We start from the raw sequence: 17,820 nt of genomic DNA, 5'->3' as shown, positions 1-17,820 counted from the left end.
ATTATTTGGGGCTGCCACGAACTATAACAATCCGTATTCAGGATGACTTATGAATAAAGTCATGTTTTATCTGCTGCTGCTGATATTATCCCCCTTAGCCGCAGTGATCATCATCACGCCGATGGATAGTCAGAAACAATATATTTTCGGCTTAATCTCTATCGCGATCCTGTTCTTATTAGGGATCAGTAAGAGCAAAAAAATCTCGCTGGTGATGGTGATTCTCTCCGCAATGATGTCTACGCGTTATATTTACTGGCGCGCAACGGAAACGCTGCATTTTAATTCTGAAGTAGAAGCTATTCTCGGTATCGGGTTATTTATTGCCGAACTTTATGTCTGGCTGATATTAATCCTCGGTTATCTGCAAACCTCATGGCCGCTTAAACGTACTATTGAGCCAATGCCGGACGATGTCAGCCTGTGGCCAACCGTGGATGTTTACGTCCCCAGCTATAACGAAAGCCTGGATGTGGTGCGTGATACCGTGCTGGCCGCCCAGTGCATCGACTACCCGCGCGATAAGATTAAAATTTATCTGCTTGATGACGGTAAGCGCAGCGAGTTTGCCCGCTTTGCCGCCGATGTGGGCGTGGGCTACATCACCCGTGATGATAACCGCCATGCGAAAGCCGGTAACCTCAACCACGCGATGAAAATCACCAAAGGTGAACTGATCTGCGTGTTTGACTGTGACCACGTCGCGACCCGTACTTTCCTCCAGGCGACCGTGGGTGCCTTCCTGAAAGATGAAAAGCTGGCGCTGCTGCAAACGCCTCACTATTTCTATTCACCGGACCCGTTTGAACGCAACCTGAAAGCCGCGCGTGACATTCCTAACGAAGGCGCATTGTTCTACGGCCCGGTACAGCAGGGTAACGATAACTGGAACGCGACTTTCTTTTGCGGTTCCTGTGCGGTGATCCGCCGTTCAGCGCTGGAAGAGATTGGCGGCTTTGCGGTTGAAACCGTCACCGAAGATGCGCATACCGCGCTGAAAATGCAGCGTCTGGGCTGGGGCTCTGCCTTCCTGGCGATCCCGCTGGCGGCCGGTCTTGCGACCGAACGTCTGGGCCTGCATATTGTTCAGCGTACCCGCTGGGCGCGGGGCATGACGCAGATTTTCCGCGTCGATAACCCACTGCTGGGCCGGGGTCTGAAATGGCAGCAGCGTCTGTGCTATCTCAACGCCATGCTGCACTTCCAGTTTGGTCTGCCGCGCGTCATCTTCCTGACGGCACCGCTGGCCTACCTGCTGTTTAACCTGAACATTATTCACTCATCAGCCAGCCTGATCTTTGCTTATGTGCTGCCGCATCTGGTGATGTCGCTGTATGTTAACTCCCGAATGAATGGTCGCTTCCGTGCCACCTTCTGGGGGGAGATATACGAAACGGTGATGGCATTCCATCTGGTGATCCCGACCTTCCTGACCATGATTTCACCGAGGCACGGTAAGTTTAACGTGACGGATAAAGGCGGCCTGCTGGATGTCGGTTTCTTCGACTTTAACATCGTTCGTCCACATGTGATCTGCGCCCTGCTGCTGCTAGTGGGTGTGGTCAGCGGCATCATCCGCGCTACCGCCCATGATTACTTTGGCGTTGACCCTTACGTGATTGCGCTAAACGTCGGCTGGGCTTTCTTCAGCCTGATTATTCTGATGGCCGCCATCGCCGTTGCGCGTGAGACCAAGCAGGTGCGTAAAACCATCCGTATTGATGTCAGTCTGCCGGTCGTAGTGCATTACGCCAGCGGCATCTCTTCGCGGGCCACCACCATCAACCTGTCGATGGGGGGGGCGCAGATTCAGGCCCCGGACCAGCGTCATGAAAACGATGAGATTGAAGCGATTGATGTCATCCTGCAATCCGGTGTGATCTCCATCCCTGCGCAGTTTATCGGTGCTGAAGATGACGTCATCCGTCTGCAATTCCACGAAATGCCGCTGTCGCGCCGCCGTGAACTGGTGCGTGTGGTGCTGTCGCGTGCCGATGCATGGATTCAGCCGGAAGGACGTAAAGATAATCCGCTGCGTTCGTTGTTAACCATTATTCGTACGGTATTTGAACTGTTCTGGCTAACGTGGAAAGACCGTCGTGCCAAGAAAAAACGTCTGGCACAAGCGGAAGAGGATAGTGTGGCATGAAGCATTTTTTACTGCGCGCACTGTGCCTGAGTACAGCGCTTACCCTGGGCAGTGTTCAGGCCGATCCGACCAGCGTGACCCAGGACAGCAGCGCGCTGTCTGATATTCCGCCGCCGGCCGATGTCGGTGCGGCTGCGGAACCTGTTGCACCGTCTGCTGAGTTACAAGAAAACGATCAGCCTGCCGCTGCTGCGGAAGGCGACTTACCTGCGGGCGAAGAAGCCGCACTGCCGCCGGGGACTAATGAGGGGCTGCCTGCGGGCCTGCCACCGTTACCGGCCCCGGTGATGGACGATGCGGCGCCAGCGGAAACGGTGATGCTCAACCAGCCGCTGACCAGTACGGTCAGCGTGGCGCAGATGGGCCAGACGCAGGGTATTACACTGACCGGCGGACAGTTGCAGTCAGGCATCGTCTTTACACTGCCGACGGATGAAGTCATCACCAATGCGCGTCTGAACCTGTCGCTGAAAGTGTCACAGGCACTGGCAGCGCGTAACACCTCGCTGCAACTGATGCTGAACGGTCAGCCACTGGGCACCTTGCCACTGAGTGCGTCCGACCGTGCCAGCGAAGATTATCAGCTGGATATTCCCGCTGCGATGGTGGTATCGAGCAATAACCTGAGCTTCAAAGTTAACGATGCAGACCAGTTAATCTGTGAGCGCGATAGCGATCAGCTGTATCAGGTGACAATCCTGCCGAAAACCACGCTGTCGCTGGAAGGCCAGCAGTTGAACATCGGCACCAGCCTGCGTAATTTCCCACGTCCGTTTATTGATCCCCTGCGGATGAGTCCGTCCAGCGTTGCCATGATCTTCGGCGAAAATGTGACGCCAGGTGAAGTCAGTGCAGCGGCGATCCTGTCATCCTGGATGGGGATTCAGGCAGACTATCGCGGCATCAACTTCCCGGTGATTCGTGGACAACTGCCCGAGAAAAACGGCGTGGTGTTTGGTCACCCCGGCGAGAAAATTGGCAGCCTGACGTTACCGGACAGCGAAGGTCCGTCACTGCAAATCGTGAATAACCCGGATAACCCGGTCTATAAACTGCTGCTGATTATCGGGAAAACCGACGACCAGCTGCGTCAGGCGACCTGGCGACTGATCCAACCCCTCAGCGTGGATGAGTCTACGCTGGCCGTGTCTCCGCAGAGTATGCCGCTTCGTCAGCCTTACGATGCGCCACGCTGGATTAATACCGACCGCCCGGTTCGCCTGAGCGAGTTGCTGCGTAAAGATCAGAACCTGACCACCACCGGCCTCTGGCACGATGCGCTGCGCGTTAACTTCCGCGCCGCGCCAGATCTGTTCCTGTGGGACGGTGACAGCATTCCGGTGCAGCTGAACTATCGCTTCCCGTCAGAAAGCTGGATTGATGAAGATCGTTCCCTGCTCAACGTCACGCTAAACGGCACTTTCCTGCGTAACCTGACGGTGAACAAAGTGGGCCTGCTGGAGAACATCTGGCATCGCCTTGGCGGCGATGCACGTCAGGAGAAATACAGTCTGAGACTGGACCCGTACCTGATTTACGGCGACAACCAGATGCAGCTCTATTTCAACATCAAACCCAAGGCCAGCGCCCCCTGTAGCGTGCTGACCAATAACAACATTAAGAGCCGGATTGAGGATGATTCGTTTATCGATCTGAGTCATACCCGTCACTTTACGCTGTTGCCGAACCTCTCTTACTTCGTGGGTGCCTCTTTCCCGTTCTCGCGTCTGGCTGACTATTCGCAGACGGTGCTGCTGCTGCCCTCAAACCCAACCGATGCTGAAATCAGCACGCTGCTGGATATGGCAGGGCGTTCGGGTAATGCAACGGGTGCGGCGCTGAGTCAGAACAGCGTGATGTTTGGTATTCCGACGACCGGCACACTGCGCGGTCGTCTGGAAAACAGCGATATTCTCTCGGTATCCACGCTGTCGCAGGCCAGCTTTAACCGCGAGATGCTGGAGAGTTCACCGTATGAGCTGAATAACCATACGCTGGGCGTTAAAGTCCCGAATATACTGGATAACCTGCGTGGCTGGCTGACGGGTGACTGGTATCGCCAGACGCTGGATGCTGACCGTTACTTCTCGTCAAATGAAGACTGGCGTGGCTTTATCAGCTATCGCTCACCGTGGAACAGCAGCCGCCTCGTGGTCATGACGGTGGCAACGGATGATAACCAGCTGGCCCGTTTGCATACCGACATGACTTCATCGCGGATTAACGCCGGTATTCGTGGCGATACGGCGATCATTACGGATGAAAACGGTATTCGCAGCTTCCGCGTTGGCGCGCAGTTCCCGAGCGGGCAGATGCCGTGGTACATGATGGTCGTGTGGTATGCCAACCAGCATGCGGTATTGCTGTCGTTGCTGGCGCTGTTCTGTTCAACGGTGGTGGGCCTGAGTGTCTATGTCTTGCTGAAACGCCATGCACGGCGTCGTCTGCAACCGAATAATAATTCCAATAGCTCTGGCGAGACAAAAGAATGATGAAAACCAAACTCACCCCATTAACCGCCAGAATTCGTCATTGCTGGATGATTGGCAGCGGGCTTGCGCTGTCGGTGATGGCATCCCCATTGTTTGCCGCAGAGAGTAACCCGGCGATTCAGGCGCTGTTTGACCAGGCGAACTACTGGCATCAGAAAGCCCATGATGAGCTGGCGCGTGATGCGTTAAACAAAGTGCTGATGGTTGACGGCAACAACACCCAGGCGCTGTATCTGATGGCGCTCTGGTCCCAGCAGAGCGGTGACGGGGCAGCGGCGGCTCAATGGCGTGCACGCCTGAGTCAGGTGTCTCCGCAGGATTCGCGTCTGTCTGAGCTGGATAACGCACGCCAGTTGCAAACGATTCCGGCGGCGCAGCTGTCGCTGGCACGTCAGCAGGCGCGCAGCGGCAACACCGCCGCCGCATTACAGACCTGGCGTAATACCTTTAAAGGCACCGAGCCTCCTGCCAGTGTGGCGGCAGAGTATTACCTGACAATGGCCGGTGACCGCGCCATGCTGCCGCAGGCGGTAGACAACCTGCGCCAGTTTGCAGCACAGCATCCACAGGATACGGGCGCGAAGCTGGCACTCGGTAAAGCGCTGACCTATCAGGAAGCGACCCGCCGTGAAGGTCTGCAAACGCTGGAAGGGCTGGCAGGCGGCAATGCCGATGCTGACCGCTCTCTGCGTCAGGCCCTGCTCTGGCTGGGTCCGCAAGCCGGGGATGCCCCGCTGTACCAAAATTACCAGCAACGTCATCCGCAGGATAAGACGGTGATGGACTACTTCCGTAAAAACGTGGGCGGCGCAGCGAAAGGCCAGGGCTTTAACGCACTGAACAGCGGCGACGTCACGGGTGCGCAAACCGCGTTCGACCAGGTCCTGCAAACCAACCCGGAAGATGCGGATGCGCTGGCCGGCCTCGGCTATGTGGCGCAGCGCAGCGGTAATTACGCCAAAGCGGCTGATTACCTGGATCGTGCCGCGAAGCTGGGTGGTACTAACAGCGAGCAGCGCCAGCAGCAGGCAACAGATGCCCGTTTCTACGGTCAGCTAGCCAGTGCGCAGCAGGCGATGAAATCCGGCGACAGCGCCCAGGCGCTGAGCCTGAGTGAACCGTTAACGCAGGCGGCGGGCGAGAAAGGCGTAGCGGCGAAGCTGTTCCGCGCTGACGTGCTGCGCCGTAATAATCAACTGGATCAGGCCGCACAGAGCTATCGTGATGTGCTGGCGAGTGATGCAGATAACCGCCCGGCGAAAGAAGGGCTGTTCTATGTGCTGCGTCAGCAGGGCAATACCGCCGAAGCCAACACGCTGCTGGCCTCGCTGCCTTCCAGCGTGCGCGAAGCGGTGACCCCACGTCCGGTGGCGACCAGCGAGCCGGTACGTCGTGAAGCGAAACAGGCGCTGGCTGCGGGTAATCCACAGCGCGCCATCAGCATCCTGCAACAGGGCATGCAGCGCTTCCCGGCTGACGGCTGGTTGCGCCTCGATCTGGCGCGTATTTATCAGCAGCAGGGCAATACCGCCGCCGCATCGGGTGTGATGCAGCCTGCCTTCCGTAACGGTGCCAGCAGCAATGAAGTGTATGCTGCTGCGCTGTTTGCCAGCGAAAGCGGTGCCTGGGCACAGGCGCAGAGCCTGCTGTCCCGCATTCCTGCTCGCAGCCAGAATGCTGATATGCGTGCGCTGGTGCAACGTGTGAACTTCAATCAACAGATGTCCGTCGCTCAACAGTATCTGGCGCAGGGCTCGAATGCGGCGGCAGCGAATACGCTGAAAGCGCTGGCGGCGAACCCGCCACAGAACCCGGCCGATGTGGGTAACCTGGCGAAAGGGCTGGCGCAGGCGGGCGATATGTCCACGGCGGTGGCTCTGGTGCGCGCGAATATGCAGCGCGGCGTGCAGGGTAATGCCGGTGACTACGCGGCACAGGTGGCGGTACTGAACCAGGCGGGCCTGGGCGCAGAAGGGCAGGCCTTCCTCAGTAACCCGGAATTGCAGTCACGCAGCACCAGCGAACAGCTGGCAGGTCTGCGTAACGGCGGGGTGATCAATGAAGTGGATAACCTGCGCGAACGCAAACAGTATGCTGCGGCCTACGACAAGCTGATTGGTGCCCTGCAGAAAGATCCACAGAACACCGATCTGATGTTCGCGATGGCGCGTCTGTACCAGTCCGGCAAAATGAACAAAGAAGCGGCGGTGGTTTACGACTACCTGATGACGCGCGACACCGAGACCCAGGACGCGCGCGAAGGGGCAATCAATACTGCCCTGGCGCTGAATGACGTGCCAAAAGCACGCGGTCTGGCCAGTGGCCTGCGCGGGGAACCTTCACCGGAACGTCTGCTGCTGCTGGCGCGAGTGTCCGAAGCGGAAGGCGACCACAACCAGGCGCTGAGCTATCTGCGCACGGCGAAAGGCAAGATGATTGGCCTGGATGGCAGCAGCGTGGGCAGCACGGTCGGTATTGGCGGGCTGACGTTATCAGATAACCCGTTTATCAACCGCACCACCATGACGGTACGCAAATCACCTTCGGTGTATGGCAATACCATGCCCTGGCAGCAGGCACCGGATGCACGTGACTACCGTGATATTGAGGGTGTCAGCGGCGGCCTGACGGTGGTTGGCGGTGGCTCAGAGGCCGCCCTCAAGCAGAACCAGACGCTGCACCAGATCGACACCATGATGGACGATCTGACGAAAGATACCGGAACCTGGATGCAGGGGGGCGTGCAGATCCGTGGACGTGACGGCGAAAACGGCTTAAGTAAGCTGACCGAAGCCAAAGCCCCGCTGGTGTGGTCAAGTTCTCCGCTGGGTGATGCGCGTTTTGAGTTTACCGTAACGCCAATGACGCTGAGTGCGGGTAGTGCTGATGGGGATGCTTATCGCCGTTCAGGAACAGGTGCGATCCAGCAGGGTGTAAATAATTTGGTCTCGACTATAACGGGCGAAGCCAATGACACGAACACAAATGCAACACGGACGGCTTTACTCGCTGCGCATCCTGAGCTGAATATCGATGAGCTTAAATTGCTGAAGTTTGATGATTTAAATCCACTAACGTCAACGGGCTTGGATAACCTTAACTATATTGATAACAATAAAGATATCCGGAATTATTTAAAAGCCTCTTCATTCAAACCCAATGTTGACAGTGACGGTAACGGTTCTGGTGATTCACAGACAGCTTCCGGCGTAGAGCTTAACCTGGCCTTGAGTGGTGACAGCTACAAAATTGACCTCGGCAGCACGCCGCTTGGTCAGGATCTCAGTACTTTGGTCGGTGGTGTAAAGTGGGCGCCGAAGCTGACGGACTACCTGACACTGGTTCTGACCGGTGAACGCCGTGCCGTCACCGACAGCCTGCTCTCTTATGTGGGTGTGAAAGACAAGTTCACTGGTAAGAGCTGGGGTCGCGTGACCAAAAACGGCGGTAACGCGCTGTTAAGTTATGATGATGGCGATGCCGGATTCTATGTGGGCGCAGGCGGTTACAGCTATATCGGTGAAAACGTCGCCAGCAACACCTCGTTAGTGGGGAACGCCGGTGCCTATGTGCGTCCGTTCCACTTTAATGACCGCGAGCTGAAAACCGGTATTAGCTTGAGCTGGATGGATTTCTCTAAAAACCTCAGTTATTACAGCTACGGACAGGGCGGCTACTTCAGCCCGCAGAACTATGTCAGCGTGTCGTTCCCGGTCGAGTTTACGCAGACCTATGATGACCTGAGCGTGAAGATCGGTGGCGCGGCGGGCTATCAGTCCTATACGCAGGATAAAAGCGATTATTTCCCGAATAACAGTGATTACCAGGCATTGCTGAAAGAGCTTGTTGACGACGGATATAGCAAAGAAGATCAATATTCCGGCGGCAGCAAAAGCGGCATCGGCTATAACCTGCATGCGGGTGCCGATTACAAGATCAACAAAGACGTTACCATTGGCGGTCAGTTGGGCTATGACACCTTTGGCGACTATAACGAAAGTACAGCGCAGCTCTACTTCCGCTACATGCTGGGAGGCAAATAAGCATGAGTCAGTTACAGGAACGCACCCTGCAATATTACCGTCAGCAGCAGTATCAGCCGGGCTGGTTTGATCTGCTAAGTGTGATGATTAACGGGATGCTGAATAACGCCGGTGAGCGCGAAAGTCAGGCTTTTTTACGTCAGATGGGCGATAACCTGGCCCACCGTTACCCGCTGGGCGCGATCGCTACCGTGGCGGATCTGGAAGCACAGATCAATCAGGTGCTGGCGCGCTTCAACTGGGGGTTTGTTGATCTTAAACCGTCGGAGACGGCGATTGTTATCGATCATCTGGCGCTGCCGCCGGGCGATGGGGTGATGCCAGACCGTCAGTGGCGTCTGGCGTTGGGTGCGGTTCTGCTGGGCCTGTATGCCCGCTGGCTGCGCGGTCAGGGAGGGAGCGATAACGTTGCCCTGACCTGTGAAGAAACCGGTGAAAGCTCACTGCGTTTTCGTTACCAGGCGTGAGGAATATGATGATGGCAATGCTCAGGACAGGCATGATTCTGCTCGCACTGGTGCTGGGGATGTCCCAGGCCAGTGCCGCAGAGGGTTGGAGCACGTTTAAAACGCGTTTTATGACATCCGAAGGACGTATCCAGGATACGGGCAATAAGAATGTCAGCCACACGGAAGGCCAGGGCTATGCGATGCTGATGGCGGTGTATTACAACGACCGCAGCAGTTTTGACAGCCTGTGGGGCTGGACGCAGAAGAACCTCAGCAATCCGAACAACGGTCTGTTCTACTGGAAGTACACCCCCGGTGCCAGCGACCCGGTCAGTGACCGCAACAACGCTTCTGATGGTGATGTGCTGATCGCCTGGGCCCTGCTGAAAGCGGGCAATAAGTGGAACGTACCGGCGTATTTACAAGCGTCCGATCGTCTGCAAAAAGCGATTATTGACCGCAATGTGATCACCTTTGCCGGGCGGACGATTATGTTGCCTGGCGCCCAGGGTTTTAACAAAACCAGCTATGTGATCCTCAACCCGTCTTACTTTGTTTTCCCGGCATGGCGTGACTTTGCTGCCCGCAGCCATTTGAAGGTGTGGAATGCTCTGATTGACGACGGTACGCAGTTGCTCTCTGAAATGCGTTTTGGTGACAGTGGCCTGCCAATGGACTGGGTGGCAATGAACGCCGACGGTTCAATGGCTCCGGCTACCGCCTGGCCGCCGCGTTTCAGTTATGATGCAATCCGTGTTCCGCTTTATCTGCACTGGTATGATCCTGCCTCGCTGCAACTTGTGCCGTTCCAGCGTTTCTGGATGAACTTCCAGCGGCTGCAAACGCCGGCCTGGATTGATGTGCTGAGTAACGATAAAGCGCCGTACAATATGGCGGGCGGTCTGCTGGCGGTGCGTGATTTGACGCTGGATGATACCGGTTATATTAATGATGCGTTGAACAGCAGTGAGGATTATTATTCGGCCAGTCTGCGTCTGTTGACGTTCCTGGCGCTGAACGACCGCTAATGCCTGTGGGTCGGGCATGCCCGACCCCTACAACGGACAGGTCACCCACCCTCATTTTGCGTAGGGGCGAGGCACGCCCGATCCCTGCAACGGACAGGCTACTCACCCTCATTTGCGTAGGGGCGAGGCACGCCTCGCCCTGAAACGGGTCGGGCATGCCCGACCCCTACAACGGACAGGTCACCCACCCTCATTTTGCATAGGGTCGGGCACGCCCGACCCCTGCAACGGACAGGCTACTCACCTTCATTTGCGTAGGGGCGAGGCACGCCTCGCCCTGATGCGGGTCGGGCATGCCCGACCCCTACAACGGACAGGTCACCCACCCTCATTTTGCATAGGGGCGAGGCACGCCCGATCCCTGCAACGGACAGGCTACTCACCTTCATTTGCGTAGGGGCGAGGCACGCCTCGCCCTGATGCGGGTCGGGCATGCCCGACCCCTACTGTGGATACGCCACCCAATCCCCACCGTTCAGCCGAATCCACGGTTTACCCTGATACATCATCACCACCGCATTATCATTCTCGGAGATCACCGGGGTCTGGGGTAAATCAGCCGTCAATGTCGCCATATTCACATTGGCGGCATTAAACACCTGACCATCAACCACGCGGGAAACCAACTCGGAAATCGCAAGCAGGCTGGTCGGCGTACTGACATTCAGCGGCTGTGCAGCATGGGGTGCCTTCATCCCAACAAACTTGATGCCCACCGGAACATGGGTAATCGACGGGCTGGGAATATCGCGCAGGCCGGACATCTGCATCCGGTCACCTTCCAGCGCCGCACCGTGCTCTGGCACCACCAGCACCATCACCCGGCGGCCGGACTTATCCAGATTGGTCAGAAAATCATCCAGCTGATCGAACAGCTTTTTCGCCCGTGGCTCCCAGGGGGCGGTTTTGTTGCTACCCAGTTCACGCGTGCCGTCGTGCAGTGGGATCAGATTATAGAAAGTGGCACTGCGGGCCTCGCTGCTTTTCTGCCGGTCATCCAGCCAGCGCTGCATCACCTGGGCATCATCAAACACTGGTTCCCCGTCAAACGAGGTTAACTGAGGTTTCAGCCCGGCCTGTGACATCAGCGGTGCCTGTAAATTGCCGTCATCACGCAGTTCCTGCAAATAACCGCCAAATACACCCGGATGGTCCAGCATCAGCTGTTGCTTAAAGCCGAGCTTCGCCAGGTTATCAAACAGATAGCAACGCTCATCAACCGGTTTGTACAGATCGCTGTGCGAACTCTGACCACAGCTGGCACGCAGCAGGCGGATCCCCGCCGGGCCGCTGTAGCCGGTAGCGGCATTGTAGTTATCCAGCACCACATCAAAGTGCTGCCACAGTGGGTGATTGCGCAGTTTCGCAAACTCGATGTCTGACCAGGCCAGCGAGCAGATATTGATCACCAGAATATCAAAGGGCGCGGAGTCCGCAGGCAGCGTCTCCGGGAACTGCGTAATGCGCTGTTTTTCGCTGTTATAGAAGGCGTTCAGATGAGCCGTCAGGTTGGCGCTGGTGGGAGGAAGCGTCTCTTCCATACCGCTTGCCGCACTTTTTGTGGCCTCAGGTGCCGGGTTTGTTGCCACCGGCGGTGTGGCTTCCCCGGCAGGCAGCAGGTTAAATGCCGGTCCGGCGAGGTTCACTACGTTCACCCACACCAGCATCAGCGAAACCACCACCGTCACCCGCACCCATTGGGCAAGGAACAGATACAGCACCAGCAGAATAAAGGCACCGCCGACCATCTGCCAGTTGATGAAGCGGGTCGTTAAGTCCAGCAGATAGTCGGCGGAAAACCCGGCGAGCTGCCCGCCCTGGCTAAGCAGTGTTTGCAGGCCCGGTAGCCAGGTATCCTGCCAGAACAGGGCAATACCAATAGGAATGGAGACCCAGTGACGCAGCCGGTGCAGCTTCACCGATGGGATCGGCATCAGCAGCCACGCCAGGAAAATCAGATTGTTCAGCGCATGGAAATTAAGGTAGCCAAACCACAGCAACCCAAACTTGAGCAGAAAGTAAAAATTCCAGCCGCCCAGCCCGCGCCAGTAGCGCCAGACAGGGGGGGAAGAAGAAGTGACAGGTTGGCGATCGTTCATCGTTTCTTGGTTTCCGAATCAGGAGATTTTCGCCGCCAGGTCCCTTCATATTTCAGGGCGCGGGGGGGCAGAACACGGTGCAGGATCCCGCGCCATTTTTTGGGCAGCCAGCGGCTGTAAAAAGGCTTCAGTAATAACAGGATCAACAGCAGCAGAATGACGATCTGCACCCCATCCATCAGTGTCATTGCGGGCCCTCTTTATCTGAACGGGTGGCGAGCGTCACTTCTTCCGGCACCAGGCGGATCTCTGGCTGTTTGGTATCGGCCGCCAATTCGTGGGTCTCAGTCGGTGGGGCATCACGCCAGGCGCTGGGCAACATACTGGTTATCTGCCTGACTTCCGAGAGGATTTGTAAATCTTCAAACCACACCATCCGGTTGGTGAAAATCTCGTTGGGTGGCAGATGGAAAATGTACTGCAATGCCGTATCCAGGTCGTTGTAACGGCAGGAAGAGAGGAACAGATACACCCGGTCCTCTATACGCGTCACAAGGTCACCGTAGCGTCGCGGCTTGCACAGCGTCAGTGCCTGTTCAGGGCTGAGTTCCGGAACGGGACGCAGGGCCACCAGCAGACCTTTGCCATCCTCCGGCAGCATGGTGTTATCGATCAACCGTGCCACTGAGCGGCAAAAATGCTCCAGCGGCAGGTAGCCTTTCTCCTGCAGTGGCTGCATGGAGCGCAGTAAAACGCCAAGGTCAGCAGGCACATGGCGGTTATAGAACTGCCCCTGCAACCCTTCCAGAGTGGTCAGAAAACGCGACATAGTGGCATTGAAGGGCACGATGGCATTCACGCCGCAGGCCAGCAGCAGGCGTTCATCGCTGTAGCGCAGGGACGTTTGCATTTCACGCACCACAATTTTCAGGGCGCTGCCGCGCGTGCGGCGCAGGCCGTGAATATCACCCGCCAGAGTCGCGATCTGGTCGTTATGATGCAGATTAAAGATCACCGTGGCGGCACTGGCCTGCTGTGCCCGGCTGGCAAGCTGGCTGTTATCATCAAACAGCGTCCATGCGCTGGAAAGAGGGGGCGCACCTTCCAGTACCGTTTTTTCTGCCAGATAAAGATATTCATCATTTAATGTTAACGGTGTGTTTTGCTCTTCTTCATTAATTTGCTGGAAAGCATCCTGAATCAAAGTGAGGCGCAGCGCACGATCTGCCAGCATGCCACTTTTATTACACCACCAGTTAACCCGGTAATTCCAGCTGTCCTGTTGCCATTCAAGATGCGACAAACCATCCAGATGGCGATAGCGTGTCTGTAAATCATTGCGCAGAAGATTAACGCCGGGACCGGAGGTGATAATCAACAATGTTGATTTTCGCGCGGTTAACCATTTTTGAATCCCCTTCAGCCAGTTATTTAACTCAATGGACGATAACGTCTCCCACGTACTGAAGGCGGTATAAAAAATCAGGAATCGGGGTTTATTGGCTAATACCCGGGAAAAATCTTCCGCTAAATCCATCAGCGCTTCGGTCGTTTCAGGCAAAGAGAATAACGGGATCTTATTCGGGCCGCCTTGTGGGGCAGGTGTCAGCAGGCTGTGGGGAGGTTCAGTCGTGCTGATCAGGGTCAACGCTCGTTGAGCGGCTATCGTCTGGCGCACCAGCAGGCGTGCATCTTCCTGCCTGTTTACTGTGACCCAGTAGCAGCCTGGCGGTTGCATCAACACTAATTCATTTTGAACCTGTCCAAGCCCTAAGGTAAATGAAATCGTCATAAGATTTTTTTGCACCAGGAATAATCCAGCGTGATGGCAGCCTGGAAAAAATTTTTCATACCGCTTGTTATACTGTAAATATACATTACTACTTAACAGGTGCCAGTGAATCATTGATATCGCTTTCACATTTTTATGCATTAGATTGTCGGGATAGTCTGACCACTGACGGCGGTCAGTGTGGGGTCGTGCGCCATCGATGTCTTTTCTGGCATGGTAAAGCAATGAGCTTTAACTCATTAACGTGACAAATGTGTATTATTAAATCGACCTGTTCCTGCATAATGGCTGGCAAAGATGAATAAAAATCAGCGTCCTGCTTTACAAATCGAGAGTGAGCCACCTGATGATATTAGTGCATTGGGGGAGGCATTTTCACTCGGCGCATTTCGTTATATCGATATTGCCCGTCAGGAAAGACTGGCTGCCATTTATGCGCGATGGCCACTACTGACAGAATTGGGTGCACTTCAGAATAAGGAAAGTTAATGCCGATCGTTGCATTGTCGGGATTACGTGGCGGTGTGGGTACCACTTCTGTCACAGCAGGGCTGGCCTGGGCGCTGAACCGCCTTGGGGAAAGGACTATTGCCATTGATTTTTCACCACATAATCAGCTGAGTACCCATTTTAATTCTCCCGTAACACAGTCCCGTGGCTGGGCACACAGCATGCGACACCAGCAGCCGTGGCAGCAGAGCGCGATGCGTTATACCGCGCAACTCGACTTTATTCCCTTTGGGCAGCTTCCGCGTGAAGAAGGGCAGGATTATTTTCGTCAGCCTGAAGCGTTACTGACCCCGTGGTCCACGCGTCTTGAAGCCCTGCGTAGCGAGTATCGCTGGGTACTGCTGGATATCCCGGCGGAGTTATCCCATCTGAATTCTCCGCTGCTGCAGGCCGATCACCATTTACTGGTGCTCAACCCGGATGGCAACTGCCATCTGCGCCTGCATCAGGCGAGCTTTCCTGCCAACACCCTGTTCCTGATCAACCAGTTTACTTCCGTCAGCAAGGCGCAGCAGGATTTGCACCAGCTGTGGTTAAGCTCGCTCAGGGCGATGGTTCCGCTGGTGATCCATCGCGATGAGGCAGTGGCCGAAGCGCTGTTGAGCAAGCAACCGCTGGGCGAATATCGCCCACTCAGCCTGGCGGCAGAGGAGATGGCGACACTGGCGACCTGGTGCCTGGTCAACCTTAAAGGTAAAGCGGCATGAACCCGCTGCGCTGGCTGTTGATCCCCCCGGTGTGGCAGGCATTACACCAGCGTTATCGCGACTATCGCCGTCATCGTACCCCGGTGCTGGCAGCCGCGCTCCAGTGCCTGCTGGTGATGTTGGGCTGGACGCTGCTGCGATTTGAATCCCCGGAGTGGCAGTCCGTGCGTGCCCGCCGTCGCCATCTTTACCCGCAGATTTCGCCGGAACGTCCACGCCCGGCGGATCTGTTGCGTTATCTGGTGCAGAGCCTGTGGCTGATGTTGTTTATGCCGCTTGATGCTTCACCGCGCAGTGAGCGCGTGCGGCTGAATGCGTTCCGCCCGCTGGCACTCAGGCGCAAACTCTTTCATCGCTGGCTGCACCGCCTGTCGCAAAAAGCGCAACGCAGCAGGCTGGAGAGCCGGGGTGAGCGCTGGTTAAATCAGCTGCATCCGTGGCTGCGCAAAGCCTTGTTCAGCGTGGCGGTGCTGGTGGCAACGGCGCTGGCCCTGCTGTGCATCTCGCAGCCGTTTGATATCTGGACGCAGTTTATTTTTGTTATGGTGCTGTGGATGGTGGCGATGGTGGTGCGGCGCATTCCGGGCCGCCTGCCGGTCATGATGATGATTGTCCTGTCACTGACCATCTCCTGCCGTTATCTGTGGTGGCGCTATACCGTTACGCTGAACTGGGATGATCGGCTAAGCCTGTTTTTTGGTTTGCTGCTGATTGCCGCTGAAACTTATGCCTGGGTGGTGCTGTTACTGGGATATTTCCAGAGCCTGTGGCCACTGCACCGTCAGCCGGTGTCGATGCCGGAGGATACTCATAGCTGGCCGACGATTGACCTGCTGGTGCCAACCTACAATGAACCGTTAAGCGTCGTTAAGCCGTCCATTTATGCTGCACTGGGCCTCGACTGGCCGCGAGAGAAGCTGACGATCTATCTGCTGGACGATGGGCAACGCCCGGAATTTCGTGAATTTGCCGCCAGCGTTGGCATTCAGTACGTGGCGCGTGAAACCCACGAGCATGCGAAAGCCGGTAATGTTAACCATGCCCTGCGCACGGTGTGCCGCAGTGAGTACGTCGCCATCTTTGACTGCGACCACGTGCCGACGCGCTCGTTCCTGCAAATGACCCTGGGCTGGTTTCTCAAAGATCCTAAACTGGCGATGTTGCAGACACCGCATCACTTCTTCTCGCCGGACCCGTTTGAGCGCAATCTCGGACGTTTCCGCCGCACGCCCAATGAGGGCACGCTGTTCTACGGGCTGGTCCAGGATGGGAATGATGTCTGGGATGCCACTTTCTTTTGCGGTTCCTGCGCGGTGCTGCGCCGTAGCGCCCTGGAGGAAATAGGCGGGATTGCCGTTGAGACCGTCACGGAGGATGCCCATACCTCGCTACGCCTGCACCGTAAAGGCTATACCTCGGCCTATATCCGCATTCCGCAGGCCGCCGGGCTGGCAACGGAGAGCCTGTCGGCGCATATCGGGCAGCGCATCCGCTGGGCGCGCGGGATGGTACAAATTTTCCGCCTGGACAACCCTTTGCTCGGCAAAGGGCTAAAGCTGGTTCAGCGCCTGTGCTACGCCAATGCCATGCTGCACTTCCTTTCGGGCATTCCCCGGCTGATTTTCCTGCTGGCCCCGCTGGCCTTCCTGCTGTGCCACGCGTTTATTATCTTCGCCCCGGCGCTGGCGATCGCCATTTACGTGCTGCCACATATGCTGCACACCAGTCTGACCAACTCGCGTATCCAGGGACGCTGGCGGCACTCCTTCTGGAGTGAGGTCTATGAAACCGTGCTGGCCTGGTATATCGCGCGCCCGACCACCGTGGCGCTGCTGAATCCGCATAAGGGGAAATTCAACGTTACGGCCAAGGGCGGGCTGGTCGCGGAAGAGCACCTCGACTGGGTGATCACCCGCCCCTATATGTGCCTGGTGCTGATTAACCTTGCCGGCGTTGTCGCTGCCGTCTGGCGCCTTGCATACGGCCCGCCCAGCGAGATCCTGACGGTGCTGGTCAGCCTGATCTGGGTGTTTTACAACCTGATTATTCTGGGGGGCGCGGTGGCGGTGTCCGTTGAGGCCCGGCAGATTCGTGAAGCGCATCGCGTGGAGATTGCGATGCCTGCGGCGATTGCCCGCGCAGACGGGCATCTGCTGCCCTGCACGTTGCGTGACTATTCAGACGGTGGCGTTGGGGTGGAGCTGCGTGAAGGCAATGCGCTGAGCGATGATGAGGCGGTATTTTTACTGCTTAAACGGGGCCAGCAGGAGTTCAGCTTCCCGTGCATTGTGCAGCGCACCTTTGGCCGCCGGGCGGGCATCCGGCTGGATAACCTGACGACGCAGCAGCACGTTGAATTTATTCAGTGCACCTTTGCCCGGGCCGATACCTGGGCACTCTGGCAGGACGGCTTCCCGGAAGATAAACCGGTACAAAGTCTGGTTGATATCGTGGTGCTGGGTTTTAAAGGCTATCTGCGTCTGGCGGAGTACGGGCCACCGCGCCTGCGCCAGTTATTTGTTGGTTTAACCGCGCTGGCAGCGTGGATAACCTCTTTCCTCCCTCATGGTGTGGGGCGCGTGCGCAGCCCCGTGACGCAACAGTGAAGATA

Annotated in this window: 11 protein-coding genes; 8 read left to right on the top strand and 3 right to left on the bottom strand. The window is 56.6% G+C overall.

Translation table 11 applies throughout. The annotated features are described in order from the left end of the window. The first annotated feature begins 49 nt into the window (after positions 1 to 49). Genes bcsA (FY046_RS19450) through FY046_RS19430 form a run of 5 tightly spaced genes read left to right on the top strand, consistent with a single transcriptional unit; the run spans position 50 to position 10,161 of the window. Positions 50 to 2,149: a UDP-forming cellulose synthase catalytic subunit gene (gene bcsA / locus FY046_RS19450; protein WP_446186397.1), complete on the top strand. Its 2,100-nt coding sequence runs from the start codon at positions 50 to 52 to the stop codon at positions 2,147 to 2,149. After that, positions 2,146 to 4,641, top strand: a complete 2,496-nt coding sequence (gene bcsB, locus FY046_RS19445) for a cellulose biosynthesis cyclic di-GMP-binding regulatory protein BcsB (RefSeq protein WP_446186396.1) — start codon at positions 2,146 to 2,148, stop codon at positions 4,639 to 4,641. Before bcsA (FY046_RS19450) ends, bcsB begins: the two co-directional genes overlap by 4 nt. Next, positions 4,641 to 8,684 carry a cellulose synthase subunit BcsC-related outer membrane protein gene (locus FY046_RS19440; RefSeq protein WP_446186404.1) on the top strand — a complete coding sequence of 1,348 codons (4,044 nt, stop codon included), beginning with the start codon at positions 4,641 to 4,643 and terminating at the stop codon, positions 8,682 to 8,684. The genes bcsB and FY046_RS19440 overlap by 1 nt, the downstream gene beginning before the upstream one ends. A gap of 2 nt (positions 8,685 to 8,686) precedes the next feature. Beyond that, entirely contained in the window at positions 8,687 to 9,151 is a 465-nt protein-coding gene (gene bcsD, locus FY046_RS19435) for a cellulose biosynthesis protein BcsD (RefSeq protein WP_133844610.1), read from the top strand. Positions 9,152 to 9,162: 11 nt separating this feature from the next. Next, positions 9,163 to 10,161, top strand: a complete 999-nt coding sequence (locus tag FY046_RS19430; protein WP_167864274.1) for a glycosyl hydrolase family 8 — start codon at positions 9,163 to 9,165, stop codon at positions 10,159 to 10,161. A gap of 443 nt (positions 10,162 to 10,604) precedes the next feature. Here the strand turns inward: FY046_RS19430 and bcsG are convergent, their stop codons facing one another. Genes bcsG through bcsE form a run of 3 tightly spaced genes read right to left on the bottom strand, consistent with a single transcriptional unit; the run spans position 10,605 to position 13,992 of the window. Next, positions 10,605 to 12,260, bottom strand: coding sequence for a cellulose biosynthesis protein BcsG (gene bcsG, locus FY046_RS19425; RefSeq protein ID WP_167864187.1), 1,656 nt, complete (start codon positions 12,258 to 12,260; stop codon positions 10,605 to 10,607). Continuing rightward, a complete protein-coding gene (gene bcsF, locus FY046_RS19420; protein WP_133844606.1) occupies positions 12,257 to 12,448 on the bottom strand; it encodes a cellulose biosynthesis protein BcsF in 192 nt (63 codons plus the stop codon). Before bcsF ends, bcsG begins: the two co-directional genes overlap by 4 nt. After that, positions 12,445 to 13,992: a cellulose biosynthesis protein BcsE gene (bcsE, locus tag FY046_RS19415; protein WP_133844604.1), complete on the bottom strand. Its 1,548-nt coding sequence runs from the start codon at positions 13,990 to 13,992 to the stop codon at positions 12,445 to 12,447. Before bcsE ends, bcsF begins: the two co-directional genes overlap by 4 nt. A 297-nt stretch (positions 13,993 to 14,289) precedes the next feature. Here bcsE and bcsR point away from each other — a divergent pair, with 297 nt between their 5' ends. From bcsR to bcsA (FY046_RS19400), 3 genes are read left to right on the top strand one after another with little or no spacing between them, the layout of a single operon-like run. Further along, entirely contained in the window at positions 14,290 to 14,481 is a 192-nt protein-coding gene (gene bcsR, locus FY046_RS19410) for a cellulose biosynthesis protein BcsR (protein ID WP_159338350.1), read from the top strand. After that, on the top strand, positions 14,481 to 15,209 hold the full coding sequence (gene bcsQ / locus FY046_RS19405) for a cellulose biosynthesis protein BcsQ (protein ID WP_159338351.1): 729 nt from the start codon (positions 14,481 to 14,483) through the stop codon (positions 15,207 to 15,209). Before bcsR ends, bcsQ begins: the two co-directional genes overlap by 1 nt. Further along, the gene (gene bcsA, locus FY046_RS19400; RefSeq protein ID WP_133844598.1) at positions 15,206 to 17,815 is read left to right on the top strand and encodes a UDP-forming cellulose synthase catalytic subunit; all 2,610 of its coding nucleotides are present in this window, start codon (positions 15,206 to 15,208) and stop codon (positions 17,813 to 17,815) included. The genes bcsQ and bcsA (FY046_RS19400) overlap by 4 nt, the downstream gene beginning before the upstream one ends. Positions 17,816 to 17,820 lie beyond the last annotated feature (5 nt).

Source organism: Erwinia sp. 1181_3 (genome assembly GCF_052824965.1).
The sequence above is the reverse complement of the archived record's forward strand: the minus strand, read 5'-3'. Positions and strand labels throughout refer to the sequence as shown.

Bases quoted from the DNA above. Each gene is read 5' to 3' on its own strand.
- bcsA (WP_446186397.1), top strand. From the start codon at position 50: ATGAATAAAGTCATGTTTTATCTGCTGCTGCTGATATTATCCCCCTTA.
- bcsB (WP_446186396.1), top strand. From the start codon at position 2,146: ATGAAGCATTTTTTACTGCGCGCACTGTGCCTGAGTACAGCGCTTACC.
- FY046_RS19440 (WP_446186404.1), top strand. From the start codon at position 4,641: ATGAAAACCAAACTCACCCCATTAACCGCCAGAATTCGTCATTGCTGG.
- bcsD (WP_133844610.1), top strand. From the start codon at position 8,687: ATGAGTCAGTTACAGGAACGCACCCTGCAATATTACCGTCAGCAGCAG.
- FY046_RS19430 (WP_167864274.1), top strand. From the start codon at position 9,163: ATGGCAATGCTCAGGACAGGCATGATTCTGCTCGCACTGGTGCTGGGG.
- bcsG (WP_167864187.1), bottom strand. From the start codon at position 12,260: ATGAACGATCGCCAACCTGTCACTTCTTCTTCCCCCCCTGTCTGGCGC.
- bcsF (WP_133844606.1), bottom strand. From the start codon at position 12,448: ATGACACTGATGGATGGGGTGCAGATCGTCATTCTGCTGCTGTTGATC.
- bcsE (WP_133844604.1), bottom strand. From the start codon at position 13,992: ATGACGATTTCATTTACCTTAGGGCTTGGACAGGTTCAAAATGAATTA.
- bcsR (WP_159338350.1), top strand. From the start codon at position 14,290: ATGAATAAAAATCAGCGTCCTGCTTTACAAATCGAGAGTGAGCCACCT.
- bcsQ (WP_159338351.1), top strand. From the start codon at position 14,481: ATGCCGATCGTTGCATTGTCGGGATTACGTGGCGGTGTGGGTACCACT.
- bcsA (WP_133844598.1), top strand. From the start codon at position 15,206: ATGAACCCGCTGCGCTGGCTGTTGATCCCCCCGGTGTGGCAGGCATTA.